Annotated in this window: 17 protein-coding genes; all 17 read left to right on the top strand. The window is 49.8% G+C overall.

Annotated elements, in window-relative coordinates:
• Positions 1 to 4: 4 nt before the first annotated feature.
• A complete protein-coding gene (gene fliJ / locus CFF01_RS12655; RefSeq protein ID WP_088905036.1) occupies positions 5 to 451 on the top strand; it encodes a flagellar export protein FliJ in 447 nt (148 codons plus the stop codon).
• 189 nt (positions 452 to 640) lie between these two features.
• Complete coding sequence (locus CFF01_RS12650) at positions 641 to 2,311, top strand: flagellar hook-length control protein FliK (protein ID WP_232479437.1); 1,671 nt, start codon at positions 641 to 643, stop codon at positions 2,309 to 2,311.
• A gap of 88 nt (positions 2,312 to 2,399) precedes the next feature.
• Positions 2,400 to 2,921, top strand: a complete 522-nt coding sequence (fliL, locus tag CFF01_RS12645) for a flagellar basal body-associated protein FliL (protein ID WP_088905035.1) — start codon at positions 2,400 to 2,402, stop codon at positions 2,919 to 2,921.
• Between the two features lie 41 nt (positions 2,922 to 2,962).
• Positions 2,963 to 3,991, top strand: coding sequence for a flagellar motor switch protein FliM (gene fliM / locus CFF01_RS12640; RefSeq protein WP_088905034.1), 1,029 nt, complete (start codon positions 2,963 to 2,965; stop codon positions 3,989 to 3,991).
• A 24-nt stretch (positions 3,992 to 4,015) separates the two neighbouring features.
• On the top strand, positions 4,016 to 4,399 hold the full coding sequence (gene fliN / locus CFF01_RS12635) for a flagellar motor switch protein FliN (RefSeq protein ID WP_033540684.1): 384 nt from the start codon (positions 4,016 to 4,018) through the stop codon (positions 4,397 to 4,399).
• 9 nt (positions 4,400 to 4,408) lie between these two features.
• Positions 4,409 to 4,786 carry a flagellar biosynthetic protein FliO gene (gene fliO / locus CFF01_RS12630; protein WP_033540683.1) on the top strand — a complete coding sequence of 126 codons (378 nt, stop codon included), beginning with the start codon at positions 4,409 to 4,411 and terminating at the stop codon, positions 4,784 to 4,786.
• A 56-nt stretch (positions 4,787 to 4,842) separates the two neighbouring features.
• Positions 4,843 to 5,550 (top strand): flagellar type III secretion system pore protein FliP, encoded by a 708-nt coding sequence (gene fliP, locus CFF01_RS12625; RefSeq protein WP_232479565.1) that lies wholly within the window; start codon positions 4,843 to 4,845, stop codon positions 5,548 to 5,550.
• Between the two features lie 8 nt (positions 5,551 to 5,558).
• The gene (fliQ, locus tag CFF01_RS12620; RefSeq protein ID WP_088905033.1) at positions 5,559 to 5,828 is read left to right on the top strand and encodes a flagellar biosynthesis protein FliQ; all 270 of its coding nucleotides are present in this window, start codon (positions 5,559 to 5,561) and stop codon (positions 5,826 to 5,828) included.
• Between the two features lie 42 nt (positions 5,829 to 5,870).
• On the top strand, positions 5,871 to 6,668 hold the full coding sequence (gene fliR, locus CFF01_RS12615) for a flagellar biosynthetic protein FliR (protein ID WP_088905032.1): 798 nt from the start codon (positions 5,871 to 5,873) through the stop codon (positions 6,666 to 6,668).
• Entirely contained in the window at positions 6,668 to 7,801 is a 1,134-nt protein-coding gene (gene flhB / locus CFF01_RS12610; RefSeq protein ID WP_088905031.1) for a flagellar biosynthesis protein FlhB, read from the top strand. The genes fliR and flhB overlap by 1 nt, the downstream gene beginning before the upstream one ends.
• Positions 7,802 to 7,946: 145 nt before the next feature.
• Complete coding sequence (gene flhA, locus CFF01_RS12605; RefSeq protein ID WP_088905030.1) at positions 7,947 to 10,046, top strand: flagellar biosynthesis protein FlhA; 2,100 nt, start codon at positions 7,947 to 7,949, stop codon at positions 10,044 to 10,046.
• 11 nt (positions 10,047 to 10,057) lie between these two features.
• Positions 10,058 to 11,464 (top strand): flagellar biosynthesis protein FlhF, encoded by a 1,407-nt coding sequence (gene flhF / locus CFF01_RS12600; RefSeq protein WP_033540678.1) that lies wholly within the window; start codon positions 10,058 to 10,060, stop codon positions 11,462 to 11,464.
• A 4-nt stretch (positions 11,465 to 11,468) separates the two neighbouring features.
• Entirely contained in the window at positions 11,469 to 12,350 is an 882-nt protein-coding gene (locus CFF01_RS12595; RefSeq protein WP_088905029.1) for a MinD/ParA family protein, read from the top strand.
• Positions 12,343 to 13,062 (top strand): RNA polymerase sigma factor FliA, encoded by a 720-nt coding sequence (locus CFF01_RS12590; protein ID WP_088905028.1) that lies wholly within the window; start codon positions 12,343 to 12,345, stop codon positions 13,060 to 13,062. Before CFF01_RS12595 ends, CFF01_RS12590 begins: the two co-directional genes overlap by 8 nt.
• 42 nt (positions 13,063 to 13,104) lie before the next feature.
• Positions 13,105 to 13,488, top strand: a complete 384-nt coding sequence (gene cheY, locus CFF01_RS12585) for a chemotaxis response regulator CheY (RefSeq protein ID WP_081953870.1) — start codon at positions 13,105 to 13,107, stop codon at positions 13,486 to 13,488.
• Between the two features lie 13 nt (positions 13,489 to 13,501).
• Positions 13,502 to 14,239, top strand: coding sequence for a protein phosphatase CheZ (locus CFF01_RS12580; protein ID WP_033540674.1), 738 nt, complete (start codon positions 13,502 to 13,504; stop codon positions 14,237 to 14,239).
• Between the two features lie 15 nt (positions 14,240 to 14,254).
• Positions 14,255 to 16,522: a chemotaxis protein CheA gene (locus CFF01_RS12575; RefSeq protein WP_088905027.1), complete on the top strand. Its 2,268-nt coding sequence runs from the start codon at positions 14,255 to 14,257 to the stop codon at positions 16,520 to 16,522.
• Positions 16,523 to 16,602: the final 80 nt, after the last annotated feature.

Genomic DNA, 16,602 nt, shown 5'->3' with positions numbered 1-16,602 from the left:
GCTTATGGCAAAACATGATCCCCTGGAGACAGTGCTTAAGTTGGCGCTTGAGGCCGAAGAACAGGCGGCAATTCAGCTTAGAACGGCACAATTGACGCTCAATAAATGTCGTCAGCAGCTTGATGCCTTGCAGCAATATCGTCTCGATTATATGAAGCAGATGGAAGGTCAGCAGGGGCAAGTGATTGCCGCTAGTAGTTATCATCAATTTCATCAATTTATTCGCCAGATCGATGATGCTATCGAAAAGCAGTTATTTGCCGTGTCAGAGACAGACAAGCAGCGGCTGAAAGCACAGCAGTTTTGGCAGACTAAGCAGCAAAAGCGAAAGGCGGTAGAACTCCTGCTCAGTCACAAGGCGGAAGCGAAACAAAAGTTTGAGGCTAAACAGGAACAGAAGGTGATTGACGAATTTGCCTCGCAGCAGTTTTTCCGCCAGTCCAGTCGTTAACCCATTGGCTTTCGCCTGGCGCAATTCCTAGTGCTAGTCTCCTATCTAATCCCTTATTTCTTGCTTGCTGAGCTTAACTTGGCATTTTTATTGCTTTGTAATTGATCATGAGTTTATCGCGACAGCGAATAATTGACGCTTAGGTGTAGCCGCATAATGTTGGCTCCCGCGACGAGTGTTGGAGGAAGCATGCCACAGATGACCCAAATACTCCTCTCTAATGCCGAGTCAGGCAGAGAAAAAGGTGGAGTAAAGCCTAACCCGTCAGATGTTAGTTTGGTAGGTGAGTCAAAGTCAGAAAATAACGATTTTTCAGAGGCTTTGGCGAAAGCCAGTACAAAAGAGGTTGAGCATAGTCAGGCCAAAAAGGGAACGGATACCCAGGTTGAGCTGAGCCAAGGTGCGGACAATAGCGCCAAGGGTTCGAGTTCCGACCAAGTACAGGATGAGTCTCAGGACAAGGCCAATGAAAGTGGTGATGTCGCCAATGTGTTGGCGCAGATTGACCTTGCCTCTAAGCTCGGCGTTGATGCTGAAACGGGCTCTGAGATTGCCGCTGGCGGCGCCATTTTGCCGCCGGATGAGAGTGAAGCTGATATGGCTGGCGACGATGAGCTGATGCCCAGCATAGTAAAGGGGCAGGCAGATAAATTTGAGATGAGAGATGGAGAGCTGGAAGAGGGGGAGCTGAAAGAGATAGTGGCGCTCGTCCCTCCCATTGTTACACCACCAGAGATCTTACCTGTGATCACACCAAATGGCCAAGGGTCTGGAAGTGAGGCCGGATTAGGCAGCGAGGCCATAGTCGCCCAGTTGCCCGAGGCATCACTCGATCAGATCATGGCGCAAAGCGGATTGACCAAGGAGGAGTTAATCGCCTTGCCGCCGCAGATGCTACAAGCCATTATTCATGGTATTGAAGGTCTTGGTTCACAGGCCGCTAATGGCCAAAGCGCTGCTAGCCAGAATGATAATGCACTGACAAGCGCTCAGCAGGATATTAAAGCTCTGATTGCTCAAGCAAAACAGTATTTGGCAGCCAATAGTGTGCAATCTGGTACTGTTTCCATCGCGCCGAGTTCGCAACAAGGTGACTTAGCAGGGCAGGAAAAAACCTTTGCTGCAGGTCTTGCCGCCGGTAAAGAGGCGCAATCTATATTGGCTGATCCAAAGCCAGAGATGAAACCAAGCGCAGAGCAGAGTCGTCAGACTGAGTTTATCGCGGCGACTTCAATGCAGACTCGCGGCGTTAAGGCCGCAGTCGATGCGCTAAAGGATGCCAATCTCGCGGTGAGTATGACGCCTAAAGCGGGTGAGGGCTCTGATATCTCTGGTTTGGATAAATCAGGGCTCATTTCTGCTCAGTCGTTAACAGGGCTCAGGGCCGAGAGTACGCCTCAGTACCAGCTATCCATCAAACCCCAGGGTGAGCCTGCCGCGCAGATGCAGGAGATGATTCAAAAGTTCTCTCCTGTGATGCGGCAGCAGTTGGTGGCCATGGTGAGTCAAGGGGTGCAACAGGCAGAGATCAGGCTCGATCCTCCAGAGCTTGGGCATATGATGGTGAGGGTGCAGGTACAGGGTGAGCATACTCAGGTGCAATTTCATGTGACCCAGACCCAGACTCGGGAATTGGTCGAACAGGCTATTCCCCGTTTACGCGAGATGCTTGCCGAGCAAGGGATGCAACTGACCGATAGTAATGTCTCCCAAGGTGGCCAAGAGCAAGGTGATGGTTCAGAGCAGGGGGAAGCTTCAGGCCAAGGTTTATCTGATATGGATGAAATTTCGGCAGAAGAAAGCCTGCTAGCGTCGAATAACGCAACAAGTTACCGTTCGGGTATAGATTATTATGCATAAGCAGGTAACCTATAGGCAGAGATGATTGCTCAATCGTTTGATATGCGCTAAAAAATCATGACGATGCAGCGTGTTATAGGGATAAGAGATGGCTGAAGAAGAATCGTTAGAACTTGAAGAAAATGTAGAGCCCAAGAGCAAGAAAAAGCTCATTATCTTCGCCGCGATCGGTGCAGTGTTGGTGATCTTATTGGCTGTTGGTGCCTGGTTTATGTTTTCGGGTAGTGAGCCCAGTGAAGAGGTGGGCGCCGAAGGCGAGAAAACCGAGCAGAGTGAGCCGGTCAATAACCGCGAAGCCTTCTATGTGGGGATGCCCAGACCATTTTTGTTTAATCTGCCGGGGCAGAATCGCTCGCGTTTGGTGGAGATCAAGGTGCAGCTCATGGTACGTGGTTCGGACGACGATGTTTTGATTAAGAAACATATTCCGCTGATTGAAGATGCGCTGCTGACTACCTTTAGTAGTGCCGACGTGCAGAAACTCAGTTCCCTGGCGGGTAAAGATGAGCTGCGTCAACTAGCTTTGCTGAATGTACAAAATACCTTGCAGCCGGTGACCGGGCGTAAAGTGGTTGAAAAGGTGCTCTTTACCGGTTTTGTAATGCAATAAGCCGGCGCCATCGAGGGTAATAAGTATGATAGGACGATATTGTGAGTGATCTATTAAGCCAAGACGAAATTGATGCGCTGCTTCATGGTGTCGACGATGTCGAAGAGGAAGAGATAAGCGATTCCGCTTTAGATGCCCGCTCTTACGACTTTTCGTCACAAGATCGTATTGTCCGTGGGCGCATGCCGACCCTGGAGATCGTCAACGAACGCTTCGCGCGGCATCTGAGGATCAGCATGTTTAACATGATGCGTCGTGCTGCCGAGGTGTCGATTAACGGCGTGCAGATGCTCAAGTTTGGCGAATATGTGCATACGCTGTTTGTGCCGACCAGCCTAAACATGGTGCGTTTTAGTCCCTTAAAAGGCACGGCACTTATCACCATGGAAGCCCGTTTGGTGTTTATCTTGGTGGATAACTTTTTCGGCGGCGATGGCCGTTTTCATGCCAAGATTGAAGGACGCGAGTTTACCCCGACTGAGCGACGTATCGTTCAGCTGCTGCTGAAGATTATCTTCGAAGATTATAAAGAAGCCTGGGCGCCAGTGATGGACGTGGAGTTTGATTACCTAGACTCTGAGGTCAACCCCGCCATGGCTAACATAGTGAGTCCGACAGAGGTGGTGGTAGTAAGTTCGTTCCACATTGAGGTCGATGGTGGTGGCGGCGATTTTCATATCACCATGCCGTACTCCATGATAGAGCCAATTCGTGAACTGCTCGATGCCGGGGTACAAAGTGATACCCAAGATACCGACATGCGTTGGTCCCAGGCCCTTAAAGATGAGATCATGGATGTCGAAGTGGGGCTTGACGCCACCATAGTTGAGAAACAGATCTCGTTAAAAGAGGTGATGAACTTTAAGGCGGGTGACATTATTCCGGTGGAGATGCCCGAATATATCGTGCTGCGGGTAGAGGATTTGCCGACCTACCGCTGTAAGCTTGGCCGTTCACGAGAGAATTTGGCACTCAATATCCGTGAGAAAATTCCAAGACCTGAGACGGTAAAGACAGAGTTACAACTGGTGACTAAGAAGAGTAAGTCTCGGGATCTCAACAATATTTAACCAAAGCGTTTAAGGTAAAAATCAATGAGCACAGAAGATACAGGTGACGATTGGGCCGCAGCCATGGCCGAACAGGCGCTGGAGGAGGCTCAGGCAGTCGAACTCGATGAGCTGGCCGATAGCGGCAAACCGCTGACCGAAGAGGAAGCGGCCAAACTCGATACTATCATGGATATTCCTGTAACCATCTCCATGGAAGTGGGTCGCAGTTTTATTAATATCCGTAACCTGCTGCAACTGAACCAAGGCTCAGTGGTGGAGCTGGATCGTGTTGCCGGTGAGCCGTTAGATGTGATGGTCAATGGTACCCTGATCGCCCACGGTGAGGTGGTCGTGGTCAACGATAAGTTTGGTATCCGTCTGACCGACGTTATCAGCCAAACTGAGCGGATTAAGAAACTCAAATAAGGAAGGTCTATGGGGATCTCATCCTTGATGGTCGTTGCGGCCGCCGCGACGACTACTCAGGCGAGCATAGAGCGAGAGCCGGCGTTAACCACCATGACCAATATGCTGGGTGGATTGATCTTGGTCATTGCCTTGATCTTTCTGCTCGCTTATCTGGTGAAGCGCTTGAAGTTGGTTCCTAGTTCACACGGGGTGTTGAAAACCCTGGCCGTTACCCCTTTGGGGCAGAGGGAAAAGATGGTGTTGGTCGAAGTCGACGGTCAACAATATCTGTTGGGAGTAACGCCGCAGCAAGTCTCACTTATCGATAAGCTCGATAATCCAATCACCATAGAACAGGACTCCTTTGCCAGCCGTCTGCGCCAGGCAAAGTCATCACAGTCATGAACCTAATTAAAAACATGAAACGGATCTTGACCTCATTCTTGCTACTCCTGGCTGTGATGGCGCCGCAACTGGCGCTGGCGCAGGACGGGATACTCCCAGCGGTAACCGTAACTACAGGCGCCGATGGCTCGACTCAATATTCTGTCACTATGCAGATATTGCTGCTAATGACGGCGCTAAGCTTCCTGCCTGCCATGGTGATCATGCTGACCTCTTTTACCCGCATCATTGTGGTATTGTCGATTTTGCGACAAGCCATTGGTTTGCAGCAGACACCGTCAAACCAGGTGTTGATCGGCATGAGTCTGTTTATGACCTTCTTCATCATGGCGCCGGTGTTTGACAAAATTTATGATCAGGCAGTCAAACCCTATATCGATGACGGCATGACCATAGAGCAGGCCTATGACAAGGGCAAAGAGCCGCTGCGGGCTTTTATGTTGGCGCAGACGCGGCTGACCGATCTGGAAACCTTTGTCGAGATCTCTGGTTATCAGAATATTCAGTCGCCGGAAGAGGCGCCGATGAGCGTGTTGATCCCAGCCTTTATCACTAGCGAACTTAAGACCGCCTTTCAGATAGGCTTTATGCTGTTTGTGCCTTTTTTGGTGTTGGATTTAGTGGTGGCCAGTATCTTAATGGCCATGGGTATGATGATGCTGTCGCCAATGATCGTTTCATTGCCATTTAAGATCATGCTATTCGTGCTGGTGGATGGTTGGAGCCTGGTGATGGGCACCCTAGCCAATAGTTTTGGGATTTAGGAGCGCTTATGTCACCCGAAGCCCTAGTCGACATCTTTCGTGAAGCACTCTCGGTTATCGTGACCATAGTGTCGATGATCATTGTGCCTGGGCTGGTGATTGGTCTGGTGGTGGCAGTGTTTCAGGCGGCGACCTCTATTAACGAGCAGACCTTGAGCTTCTTGCCGCGTCTGCTGACGACACTCTTTGCCCTGATGTTCTTAGGCCACCTGCTAGTACAGACCATGATGGAGTTTTTCCTAGAGATGGTCAACCAGATCCCTCTGGTGGTGGGCTAGCCATGAATAGCCAGGTGTTGCTGAGCTGCGAGTCTCACTGAGATGGAGATCTTGCTGTCGACCATAATGCAGACGCTGTCAGCCTATATGTGGCCCTTGTTTAGGGTGTCTAGCATGTTGATGGTGATGGCGGTGTTTGGCGCTAACACCACACCGACCCGAGTGCGTTTACTGTTGTCTGTGGCGATCACCTTCGCCATAGCGCCTGTGTTACCCGTTAATACCGAGATAGAGCTGTTTTCCTTGGGCGCAGTTTTTGTGACCGCGCAGCAAATCTTGATCGGTGTCGCCATGGGGTTTGTGACTCTACTTATCATGCAGACGTTCGTCTTGACCGGTCAGATCATAGGTATGCAGACCAGCTTAGGTTTCGCTTCCATGGTCGACCCAGGCTCTGGGCAACAAACTCCGGTGATTGGTAACTTTTTCCTATTGCTGACCACCATGATTTTTCTGGCAGTCGATGGGCATCTGGTGCTTATCCGGATGCTAGTAGCCAGCTTTGACACCATTCCAGTGTCTCAACAGGGGATCAGCATTGCCAGTTATCGCCGTTTGGCGGAGTGGGGCGCCTATATGTTTGGCGCGGCATTGACTATGTCTATCTCCGCCATCGTTGCTTTATTATTGATTAACCTCTCTTTTGGTGTGATGACGCGAGCATCGCCCCAGCTAAACATCTTCGCCATTGGCTTCCCTGTGACCATGGTTAGTGGCTTGATTATTCTCTGGTTAACGCTCACGCCTATTATGGCTCATTTCGATGAGGTTTGGCGTTCGGCTCAGTTGTTGCTATGCGATCTGGTGCAGCTGCAATGTAGTACAGACGGGAGCTTCTGATGGCAGATAATGATACCAGTCAGGAGAAGACCGAAGAGGCGACCCCCAGGCGACGCGAACAAGCGCGAGAAAAAGGTCAGGTCGCCCGTTCTAAAGAGTTAGGAACCTCTGCCGTATTGATGTCGGCGGCTGTAGGCTTCGCTATCGTAGGGCCCAGTTTGGGTCAGTCGCTGATGGTTGTGATGAGTAACCTGTTTACCATGGACAGAAGCGAGATCTTCGACACCAATAGCATGTTAAACATCTGGCAGATGGTGCTCAGTGAACTGACGATCCCCATGGCCAGTTTTGTGTTGTTTCTGGCTTTTGTTGCCTTTTTGGGGAATGTGGTGCTGGGGGGGATCACCTTCTCGGTTAAGGCCTTTATGCCCAAGGGCAGCAAGATGAACCCTGTCAGTGGCTTTAAGCGGATGTTTGGCGTGCAGGCCTTAGTGGAGTTGACTAAGGGGATCGCCAAGTTTTCTGTTGTCGCCATCATGGCTTATCTGCTGCTGAGTTATTATTTTGTCGATATTCTTACGCTCTCCCAGGGGCATCTGCCTGGGAATGTCTATAACGCGTTAGATCTGTTGGTGTGGATGTTTATTATCCTCTGCTCTTCAACGGTCATCATAGTGGTAATTGATGTGCCGTTTCAGATCTGGAATCACAACAAGCAGCTGAAAATGACCAAGCAAGAGATCAAGGATGAATATAAAGATACCGAGGGGCAGCCCGAGATGAAAGGCCGGGTACGGCAGATGCAGCGTGAGATGGCTCAGCGTCGCATGATGGCAGAGGTGCCCAATGCCGATGTGATTATCGTGAATCCAGAGCACTATGCGGTGGCGGTTAAGTATGACGTCACCAAAGCGGCTGCGCCCTATGTGCTGGCGAAAGGGGTCGATGATGTGGCCTTTAGAATCAGAGAGATAGCACGTGAGCATGATGTGGCGATTGTGTCGGCGCCGCCGCTTGCCAGGGCTATCTATCATACTACCAAGATAGATCAGGAGATCCCCGAGGGCCTATTTACCGCCGTGGCTCAGGTGCTGGCCTATGTATTCCAGCTAAGACAGTACCAACAAAAGGGCGGCAAACGTCCGACGCCTATCCCGCTTAATCAGCCAATCCCAAACGACCTCAAGTATTAATGGGCAGCTTTCTTGGTTGAACATCATTTTATGGCGACCTGTGTTTAATCTTTAAGCGATTGTTGTTGCCTTGTTTATTCACCCCTTAAGTTGGCGTATTTTTTGCTGAACCATCACTAGATGTCAAAGTTCAGGCGCTAGATTGATGGATTTGAAAGCAACGCTCGGTCAGATTAAACAGGTAAAACCTGCCAACTTCAAAGGTATAGGTACTCCTATACTGGTGCTGGCTGCATTGGCGATGATTGTTTTGCCTATGCCAGCTTTCCTGCTGGATATTCTGTTCTCTTTTAATATTGCCTTGGCCTTAGTGGTGCTATTGGTGGCCATTTACACCGACCGTCCATTAGATTTTGCCGCATTCCCGACCGTACTTTTGGTAGCGACCTTGCTGCGCTTGGCGCTCAACGTTGCCTCAACCCGTATCGTTTTGCTCGAAGGTCATAATGGTGGCGACGCCGCCGGTAAGGTGATTGAGGCCTTTGGTTCAGTGGTTATTGGCGGTAACTATGCCGTGGGTTTGGTGGTGTTCTTGATCCTCATCATCATTAACTTTGCCGTGGTCACTAAGGGCGCCGGACGAATCTCAGAAGTGAGCGCTCGTTTTACCTTGGATGCTATGCCGGGTAAGCAGATGGCGATCGATGCTGACCTTAATGCTGGCGTGCTTAATCAAGATCAGGCGCGTATTCGCCGCGCCGAAGTGACCAAAGAAGCCGACTTCTATGGCGCGATGGATGGTGCCTCTAAGTTTGTGAAAGGCGATGCTATCGCGGGCATCATGATCTTAGTGATCAATATCTTAGGTGGTTTCGTTATCGGTATGGTCCAGCATGGGCTGGATTTCTCCTCGGCAGTTGAGATTTACACCCTGCTAACCATAGGTGATGGCTTGGTGGCGCAGATCCCAGGCCTCTTGTTGTCGATCGCGGCGGCCCTTATGGTGACACGCCAAAATGAATCTGGGGATATGGGACAGATGGTGATGAGCCAGATGTTCGATAATCCTAAGTCGCTGATCATTGCTTCTGGCGTGCTATTGATAATGGGTATAGTGCCCGGCATGCCCCATTTTGCTTTTCTCAGTTTTGGCTTGATCACTGCGGCAGGCGCCTATTTTCTGCATCGTAAAAAAGATCTCGATAGACAACGCGCCCTGGAGATTGCTAAGACCTCACCAGCAACGCCGGGTGATGCTAAGCCCAAAGAGCTTAGCTGGGACGATGTGCAGCAGGTTGATACCATTGGTCTGGAAGTGGGTTACCGTCTGATCCCCTTGGTCGATAAGGGTCAGGGTGGTGAACTGCTTGGACGTATCAAGGGCGTACGCAAAAAACTGTCACAAGAACTGGGCTTTTTGGTACCGGCGGTGCATATTCGCGACAATTTAGATTTGGCGCCAAACACCTATCGCATCTCTTTGATGGGAGTGGCCTCGGGTGAAGCAGAGATCCGTCATGACTGTGAACTGGCGATTAACCCTGGTCAGGTCTACGGCAAGCTCGATGGTGTAGAGACAACAGATCCCGCTTTCGGGTTAGAGGCTGTATGGATCGCCCCTGAACTGAGAGAGCATGCTCAAACCTTAGGTTATACCGTGGTAGATGCCGCGACCGTAGTGGCCACTCACCTGAGTCAGCTGCTAACCAATAACGCCTCTAAGCTGCTGGGTTACGAAGAGGTACAACAGCTGATGGATATGCTTGCCAAGCACTCGCCTAAGCTGGTCAGTGGCTTTATTCCCGATGTCTTGCCGCTGGGTACTGTGGTGAAGGTAATGCAGAACCTGCTCAATGAAGGCGTGTCGATACGCGATCTTAAGACCATAGTTCAGACTTTGCTTGAGTACGGGCCTAAGAGCAATGATACCGAGGTGTTGACAGCGGCAGTGCGCATCGCGCTTAAACGCATGATTGTACAAGAAATAAGCGGGCCAGAACCGGAAATCCCCGTCATAACTTTGGCGCCGGAATTGGAACAGATGTTGCATCAGTCTATGCAGGCAACGGGAGGCGAGGGGCCGAATATCGAACCTAGCCTTGCCGAGAGGATGCAAAAGTCGTTACTTGACGCATCCCAGCGTCAGGAGATGGTGGGTCAGCCAGCCATCTTACTGACTTCGGGTATGTTACGTTCGACGCTGTCGCGTTTTGTTAAACATACGATTCCAAACTTAAGGGTGATCTCTTATCAAGAGGTACCCGATGAGAAACAAATTCGTATCGTATCAGCGGTCGGCCAGTAGAGGGTATTTAAGTGAAAATTAAACGTTTTTTGGCAAAAGATATGCGCTCTGCATTGGCCCAGGTTAAAGAAACATTAGGCTCAGATGCGGTGATCATGTCTAACAAGAAGGTCACTGGTGGCATCGAAATTGTGGCGGCGGTCGATTATGACGAGCCTAAGAAGGCTAGTGTGACTAAGCCTAGTGTGTCCTTGGCAAGTGAAGCCAGCGCTATTCCCCCCAGTTTTCTCGACCTGGCTGAAGAGAAGGTTTCTATTGGTCGTCAGCCCATTAAGGCGGAGTCAAAAAAACAACCTGCGCCGGTGGCAGATTCGCTGCAAGCTTTATTAGAGCGTCAACAAAATCGTGTCAGTCAGCAATTGAATCAGTCAAGCGACGAGCTCGAGATGCCTGCATGGGCACAAGGTTTGAAGGCGCCAAAAGCAGAGGCTACCGCTCCCTCTCAGGTTGAAACCCAAAGCCGACCTAAGCGTGATAAGCATAGTGTCGCCAGTGGTGAGATTGAATCTATGCGCGAAGAGCTGGCATCTTTGCGCAACCTATTAACCGATCAAGTCACCTCTTTGCTCTCTGAGCAGAAGAGACGTTTGGACCCTGTGGGTGCCATGTTAGAGAGTCGCCTGCTTGATGCTGAGTTTAGTCCAGAGGTCGCCGCTAAGTTATCGGCCTTGAGCGAACATTACACCCCTGCTGATTTGGTGAAAGCGCTGCCGCGTAGTCTGGCTAATCTGCTGGATAACCAAGGAGATGACATTGTTCGTCAGGGAGGCGTCGTCGCGTTTGTGGGTCCTACAGGTGTGGGCAAGACCACAAGTGTTGCAAAATTAGCCGCTCGATTTGCTGCACATCATGGTTCAGATCAAGTTGCGTTAATAACAACGGATCATTATCGCATTGGAGCCTATGAGCAGCTGGCAACCTATGGCAAAATAATGGGGTGCCCGGTCAAGCAAGCACATGATCTCAATGAGTTGGAACAAATTCTTTATCAGTTTCGCAATCGCAAGCTAGTATTGATAGATACGGCGGGAATGGGACAAAGAGATGTGAGATTGTTCCAACAACTTGATAATTTAACTGCAAATAGCAGATTACCTATTCGCAGTTATCTGGTACTGTCATCTACAAGTCAAAGAAGAGTGCTTGAAGATGCCGTCGCGCAGTTTACTCGGATCCCATTGTCCGGCGCGATTTTGACCAAATTAGACGAATCAGTGGCCTTGGCTCCGGCATTAAGTGTTTTGATTCAAAGTGGGTTACCATTGAGTTATGTCACTGATGGACAAAGAGTTCCAGAAGATATGCAAGTCGCCGACACCTTAGCCCTGGCCAACAAGGCGTTGTCGGTACTCGAAAAGAAAGTGCAACCAATACAGAATAACGAAAGGTCATATGAACGGGCCTACGCATTTGAGTAATATAATGAGTCGGGATCAAGCAAGCGGTTTACGTATGATGAATCAACCATATAACGAAAAAGTAAAAGTAATTGCCGTAACCGGTGGTAAAGGTGGCGTGGGTAAAACCAGCGTTTCGATCAATACCGCGGTCTCCCTGGCTGAGAAGGGCAAGCGCGTGCTTGTACTTGATGCTGACCTAGGTTTAGCGAACGTCGACGTCATGTTGGGGCTCAGAGCTGAACGCAATCTCTCCCACGTATTATCGGGCGATGCAGACCTTGACGATATTATCGTTCGTGGTCCTAAGGGAATTGGTATTATTCCTGCCACCTCAGGCACTCAGGCTATGGTCGAGCTGACACCAGCGCAGCACGCGGGTCTTATTCGTGCCTTTAGTGAGATGAGAACCCAGTTTGATATTCTTGTCGTCGATACGGCTGCCGGGATCTCAGATATGGTGCTAAGCTTTTCTCGCGCCTCACAAGATGTCCTGGTGGTTGTGTGTGATGAGCCTACCTCAATTACCGATGCCTATGCTTTAATTAAGATTCTTAGCCGAGAGCATGGTGTATTCAGATTTAAGATTGTGGCCAATATGGTCAGAAGTTTACGAGAAGGAATGGAGTTATTTGCTAAACTTAGCAAAGTAACCGACCGTTTTCTCGACGTGGCGTTGGAGCTGGTTGCGACAATCCCCTTCGATGAAAACCTTCGCAAATCAGTTCGTAAACAAAAATTGATTGTCGAGGCATTTCCTAAGTCGCCGGCATCAATTGCTTACCATGGTTTAGCTAACAAGATTATTAGCTGGCCAGTGCCGCAACAGCCCGGCGGACACCTAGAGTTCTTTGTGGAAAGATTAGTTCAACGCCCTGAATATCAAGAGGATCGTACGAGTGAGTAAAGCCGCTGCGTATACTTGTTTAGATAACAAAGCTTCTATTGTCGAACAGTATGCACCGTTGGTTAAAAGGATTGCTCACCATTTACTTGCTCGTCTGCCCGCTTCGGTGCAATTGGATGATCTTATACAAGCAGGTATGATGGGCCTGCTTGAGGCCTCAACCAAGTTCGACGGCAGCAAGGGCGCCAAGTTTGAAACCTTTGCTGGTATTCGTATCCGTGGCTCCATGTTGGATGAGATTCGTCGTGGTGACTGGGTGCCCAGGTCAGTACATCGTAATCAGAGACGTGTTGCCCAGGTGATAGATGAGCTAGAACAAGAGCTTGGGCGAGATGCAAAAGACAATGAAATTGCAGATCGACTTGATATGACGCTCGATGAGTACCATCATATTCTTAATGATGTTTCTGTCGGGAAAGTAGTTGGAATTGAAGATCTTGGTGTATCGGTCGATGTAGTAAGAGACGAAGACGATCATCAAGATGATGCTTTTGAAGCACTGGCAGAGACACAGTTTCATGAGGCCCTTGTGGAGGCGATTAAGTTACTGCCAGAAAGAGATGGATTAGTTTTGTCGTTATATTATGACGAAGCATTAAATTTAAAAGAGATCGGTGCCGTACTTGATGTCAGCGAATCCAGAGTTAGCCAGATTCATAGCCAGGCGATGCTCAGACTTAAAGCGAAACTCAAGCATTGGACCAAAATATAACGATTACATGAGCAATATAAAAACAGCTCCGCGGAGGAAACCTTGGACAAGAATATGAAGATTCTCGTTGTTGACGACTTCTCAACAATGAGACGCATCATCAAGAACTTGTTGAGAGACTTGGGTTTTAATAACACTCAGGAAGCAGATGACGGTTCGACAGCCCTGCCTATGTTGCAAAAGGGTGATTTTGACTTTGTCGTAACCGATTGGAACATGCCAGGTATGCAGGGGATCGACCTGTTAAAGGCTATCCGTGCCGATGACGACCTGAAACACATTCCAGTGTTAATGGTCACTGCGGAAGCAAAAAGGGAACAGATCATTGCGGCGGCTCAGGCTGGTGTGAATGGCTATGTAGTTAAACCTTTTACTGCGGCGACATTGAAAGAGAAGTTAGACAAAATTTTCGAACGACTCGGTTAATCAAGGTTGGGCTATGCAGGCAGATACTTCAGGGCTGATCAATCTAGCACAGGCTAAGGAGCTTGTGGACTTGCTAGAAGCTGGTCAACAAGAGCAGGCCGACGAACTCATACGTGATATCGCCAGCCCGATTCAGAAAGAGCTGTTTGATGAGGTAGGTCGTCTTACCCGTCAGCTTCACAGTGCCATTGTGGACTTTCAAGTGGATGGTCGTCTCATTGAGTTGGCGAACAGTGAAATCCCCGATGCAAAAGAGCGCCTCAATTATGTCATTGATATGACAGAGCAGGCCGCTAACAAAACCATGGACGCCGTTGAAGAGTCTCTGCCCCTTGCAGATGCCCTCACCATGAATGTTCAGTCGGTGAAACCCTCATGGGATCGCTTGATGAGACGTGATATTGAGCTGCATGAATTTAAGGCGCTTTGTCACGATGTTCAGCAGTTTATCGAGCGAAGCGAATCGGATTCTAATCGGTTAAAAGAGTTACTCAATAACATCCTGCTTGCCCAAGATTTCCAAGATCTGACCGGACAGATGATCCGTCGGGTCATTGAGTTGGTGCGAGAGGTAGAGAGCAACTTGGTCTCTATGTTAACCGTGTTTGGCGAACAGCCAGCAACGGACAAGCCTCGTGCGTCAGAGAAGTGTGTCGAAGCAGAAGGTCCTATTATGAACGCTGATCAGCGTGATGATGTCGTGACAGGGCAAGATGAAGTCGATGACTTGCTTTCGAGTCTGGGTTTCTAAGTAGGAGTCATATGAATGTCCTTTGATGTTGATGAAGAGATACTGCAGGACTTTTTGATTGAAGCGGGTGAGATTCTTGAGCTTCTCTCTGAACAGTTGGTGGCGTTAGAAAATAATCCTGACGATACCGAACTACTCAATGCCATTTTCCGCGGATTCCATACCGTAAAGGGCGGGGCAGGCTTCCTTAGTTTGACGCCCATGGTAGACGTCTGCCATGAAGCAGAAAATACCTTCGATCTGCTGCGCACGGGTAAGCGCAGTGTTTCTGCCGAGCTGATGGATATCATTCTTCAGGCGGTAGACTCCATCAACTCAATGTTTGCCGAAACCCAAGCGGGTGTTGAGCAGAGCCCTGCCGATGACGTCTTGTTGGCTAACTTAAAGTTATTAAGTTCAGGTGAATTATTGCCTTCAGAGCAGGGCGGTGCTGCGTCGCAGGCCAGTAGTGACAGTACTCCTGTCGCTGATGCACCTGTTGACGATGGCATTGAACTGTTTGGCCTGCCTGGCGATGACGGTGTTGAACTGTTTGACCAACCCGCCGATGACGGCGTCGAACTCTTTGACGAGCCAGTTAGCGATACCCCTGTGACTTCCATCGCCGGTGAAGGCGATATCGATGAGATTGACGAATCTGAATTCGAAGCCCTTTTAGATGCTCTGCATGGCAGCGGTAAGGGGCCGTCAACGGCATCAAATGGTGAGAGCGCGCCAGCAGCGGCTAGCGACAGCGATGACATCACTGACGATGAGTTTGAATCACTACTCGATGAACTTCATGGGTCTGGGAAATTTAAGGCACCATCGGCCCCCATTGCCAAGGTGCCAGAGCCAAGCGCACCGCCGGTTGACGCAGATGAGATCACCGACGATGAATTTGAAAAACTGTTAGATGAATTACATGGTAGCGGCGCGGGCCCTGGTAAGGAAAACAGTAAAGCGGTAACTGCTCCTGCGACGAAAGCCCCTCAAGCGTCCCCAGCCAAAGCCAGTGCTCCTGCTCCAAGTGTGCCTAAAGCTCAGCCTGTCGAGGCGCCAGCAGCTAAACCTGTGGTGAAAGAGAAAGTGGCTGCTAAAGCCCCTGCTGCCAACATGCCACAAGCTGAAACCACAGTGCGTGTTGATACGGCAAGACTCGATCAGATCATGAATATGGTGGGCGAGCTGGTATTGGTGCGTAATCGCCTGCTTAGCTTAGGGATCTCCCGTGATGACGAGGATATGTCTAAAGCGCTAGCTAACCTCGATTTGGTGACGGCGGATCTTCAAGGTGCGGTGATGAAGACCCGTATGCAGCCAATCAAGAAAGTGTTTGGCCGCTTCCCTCGAGTGGTACGCGATTTAGCCCGTAGTCTGAATAAAGAGATCGATCTTCGCATGATAGGCGAAGATACTGATCTTGATAAGAATTTGGTTGAAGCGCTTGCCGACCCGTTAGTGCACTTGGTGCGTAACTCGGTGGATCATGGTATCGAGATGCCTGACGAGCGTGAGGCCAACGGTAAATCCCGTACCGGTACCATTACACTGTCGGCGAGTCAGGAAGGCGATCATATCCTGCTTAAGATCGAGGATGATGGCGCAGGGATGGACCCTGAAAAGCTTAAGCAGATAGCCATTAGCCGCGGTGTTTTAGATGAAGACGCTGCTGCGCGCATGTCTGATGCAGAAGCCTACAATCTTATCTTTGCGCCAGGTTTTTCCACTAAGGTTGAGATCTCTGATATCTCGGGCCGTGGCGTAGGTATGGATGTGGTCAAGACACGCATTACCCAGCTAAACGGTACTGTGCATATTGACTCCATGAAAGGTAAGGGGACTTGCCTTGAGATTAAGGTGCCGCTCACGTTGGCGATTATGCCGACCCTGATGGTGGAAGTGGCGCAGCAAGTGTTTGCCCTGCCGTTATCCAGTGTTAGCGAAATCTTCCACCTGGATCTTACCAAGACCAATATCGTCGATGGTCAATTAACTGTGATCGTTAGAGATAAGGCCGTGCCGCTCTTCTATCTAGAGCATTGGCTAAGCCGTAAGGCGGTGACCTTTAAGCATGGTGACAAGCAACATGGTCACGTGGTGATTGTTCAGTTAGGTACCATGCAGATCGGTTTTGTGGTCGATGCTCTGATTGGTCAGGAAGAGGTGGTCATTAAGCCGCTGGGAACCTTGTTACACGGAACTCCCGGTATGGCGGGCGCCACCATTACCTCGGACGGTGGCATTGCACTGATTTTAGACGTGCCTGGATTATTAAAGCATTACGCCAAAAACAAAAAATAACAGTTAGTGATACAGTGACGTATAGGAGCAGCGTGATGCCATATGGCGTCACGCTTTGTTTCGGCAAAGGTCCTGCTCTT

It is taken from the genome of Shewanella marisflavi (genome assembly GCF_002215585.1).
GTDB classification, from domain to species: domain Bacteria; phylum Pseudomonadota; class Gammaproteobacteria; order Enterobacterales; family Shewanellaceae; genus Shewanella; species Shewanella marisflavi.
Note: the sequence above shows the minus strand (reverse complement) of the source record. Positions and strands in the feature narration are given on the sequence as shown.

What these genes read in the sequence shown, in the direction of transcription:
- fliJ (WP_088905036.1), top strand. Translation starts at nt 5, where the DNA reads ATGGCAAAACATGATCCCCTGGAGACAGTGCTTAAGTTGGCGCTTGAG.
- CFF01_RS12650 (WP_232479437.1), top strand. Translation starts at nt 641, where the DNA reads ATGCCACAGATGACCCAAATACTCCTCTCTAATGCCGAGTCAGGCAGA.
- fliL (WP_088905035.1), top strand. Translation starts at nt 2,400, where the DNA reads ATGGCTGAAGAAGAATCGTTAGAACTTGAAGAAAATGTAGAGCCCAAG.
- fliN (WP_033540684.1), top strand. Translation starts at nt 4,016, where the DNA reads ATGAGCACAGAAGATACAGGTGACGATTGGGCCGCAGCCATGGCCGAA.
- fliO (WP_033540683.1), top strand. Translation starts at nt 4,409, where the DNA reads ATGGGGATCTCATCCTTGATGGTCGTTGCGGCCGCCGCGACGACTACT.
- fliP (WP_232479565.1), top strand. Translation starts at nt 4,843, where the DNA reads ATGGCGCCGCAACTGGCGCTGGCGCAGGACGGGATACTCCCAGCGGTA.
- fliQ (WP_088905033.1), top strand. Translation starts at nt 5,559, where the DNA reads ATGTCACCCGAAGCCCTAGTCGACATCTTTCGTGAAGCACTCTCGGTT.
- fliR (WP_088905032.1), top strand. Translation starts at nt 5,871, where the DNA reads ATGGAGATCTTGCTGTCGACCATAATGCAGACGCTGTCAGCCTATATG.
- flhB (WP_088905031.1), top strand. Translation starts at nt 6,668, where the DNA reads ATGGCAGATAATGATACCAGTCAGGAGAAGACCGAAGAGGCGACCCCC.
- flhA (WP_088905030.1), top strand. Translation starts at nt 7,947, where the DNA reads ATGGATTTGAAAGCAACGCTCGGTCAGATTAAACAGGTAAAACCTGCC.
- CFF01_RS12595 (WP_088905029.1), top strand. Translation starts at nt 11,469, where the DNA reads ATGAGTCGGGATCAAGCAAGCGGTTTACGTATGATGAATCAACCATAT.
- CFF01_RS12580 (WP_033540674.1), top strand. Translation starts at nt 13,502, where the DNA reads ATGCAGGCAGATACTTCAGGGCTGATCAATCTAGCACAGGCTAAGGAG.
- CFF01_RS12575 (WP_088905027.1), top strand. Translation starts at nt 14,255, where the DNA reads ATGTCCTTTGATGTTGATGAAGAGATACTGCAGGACTTTTTGATTGAA.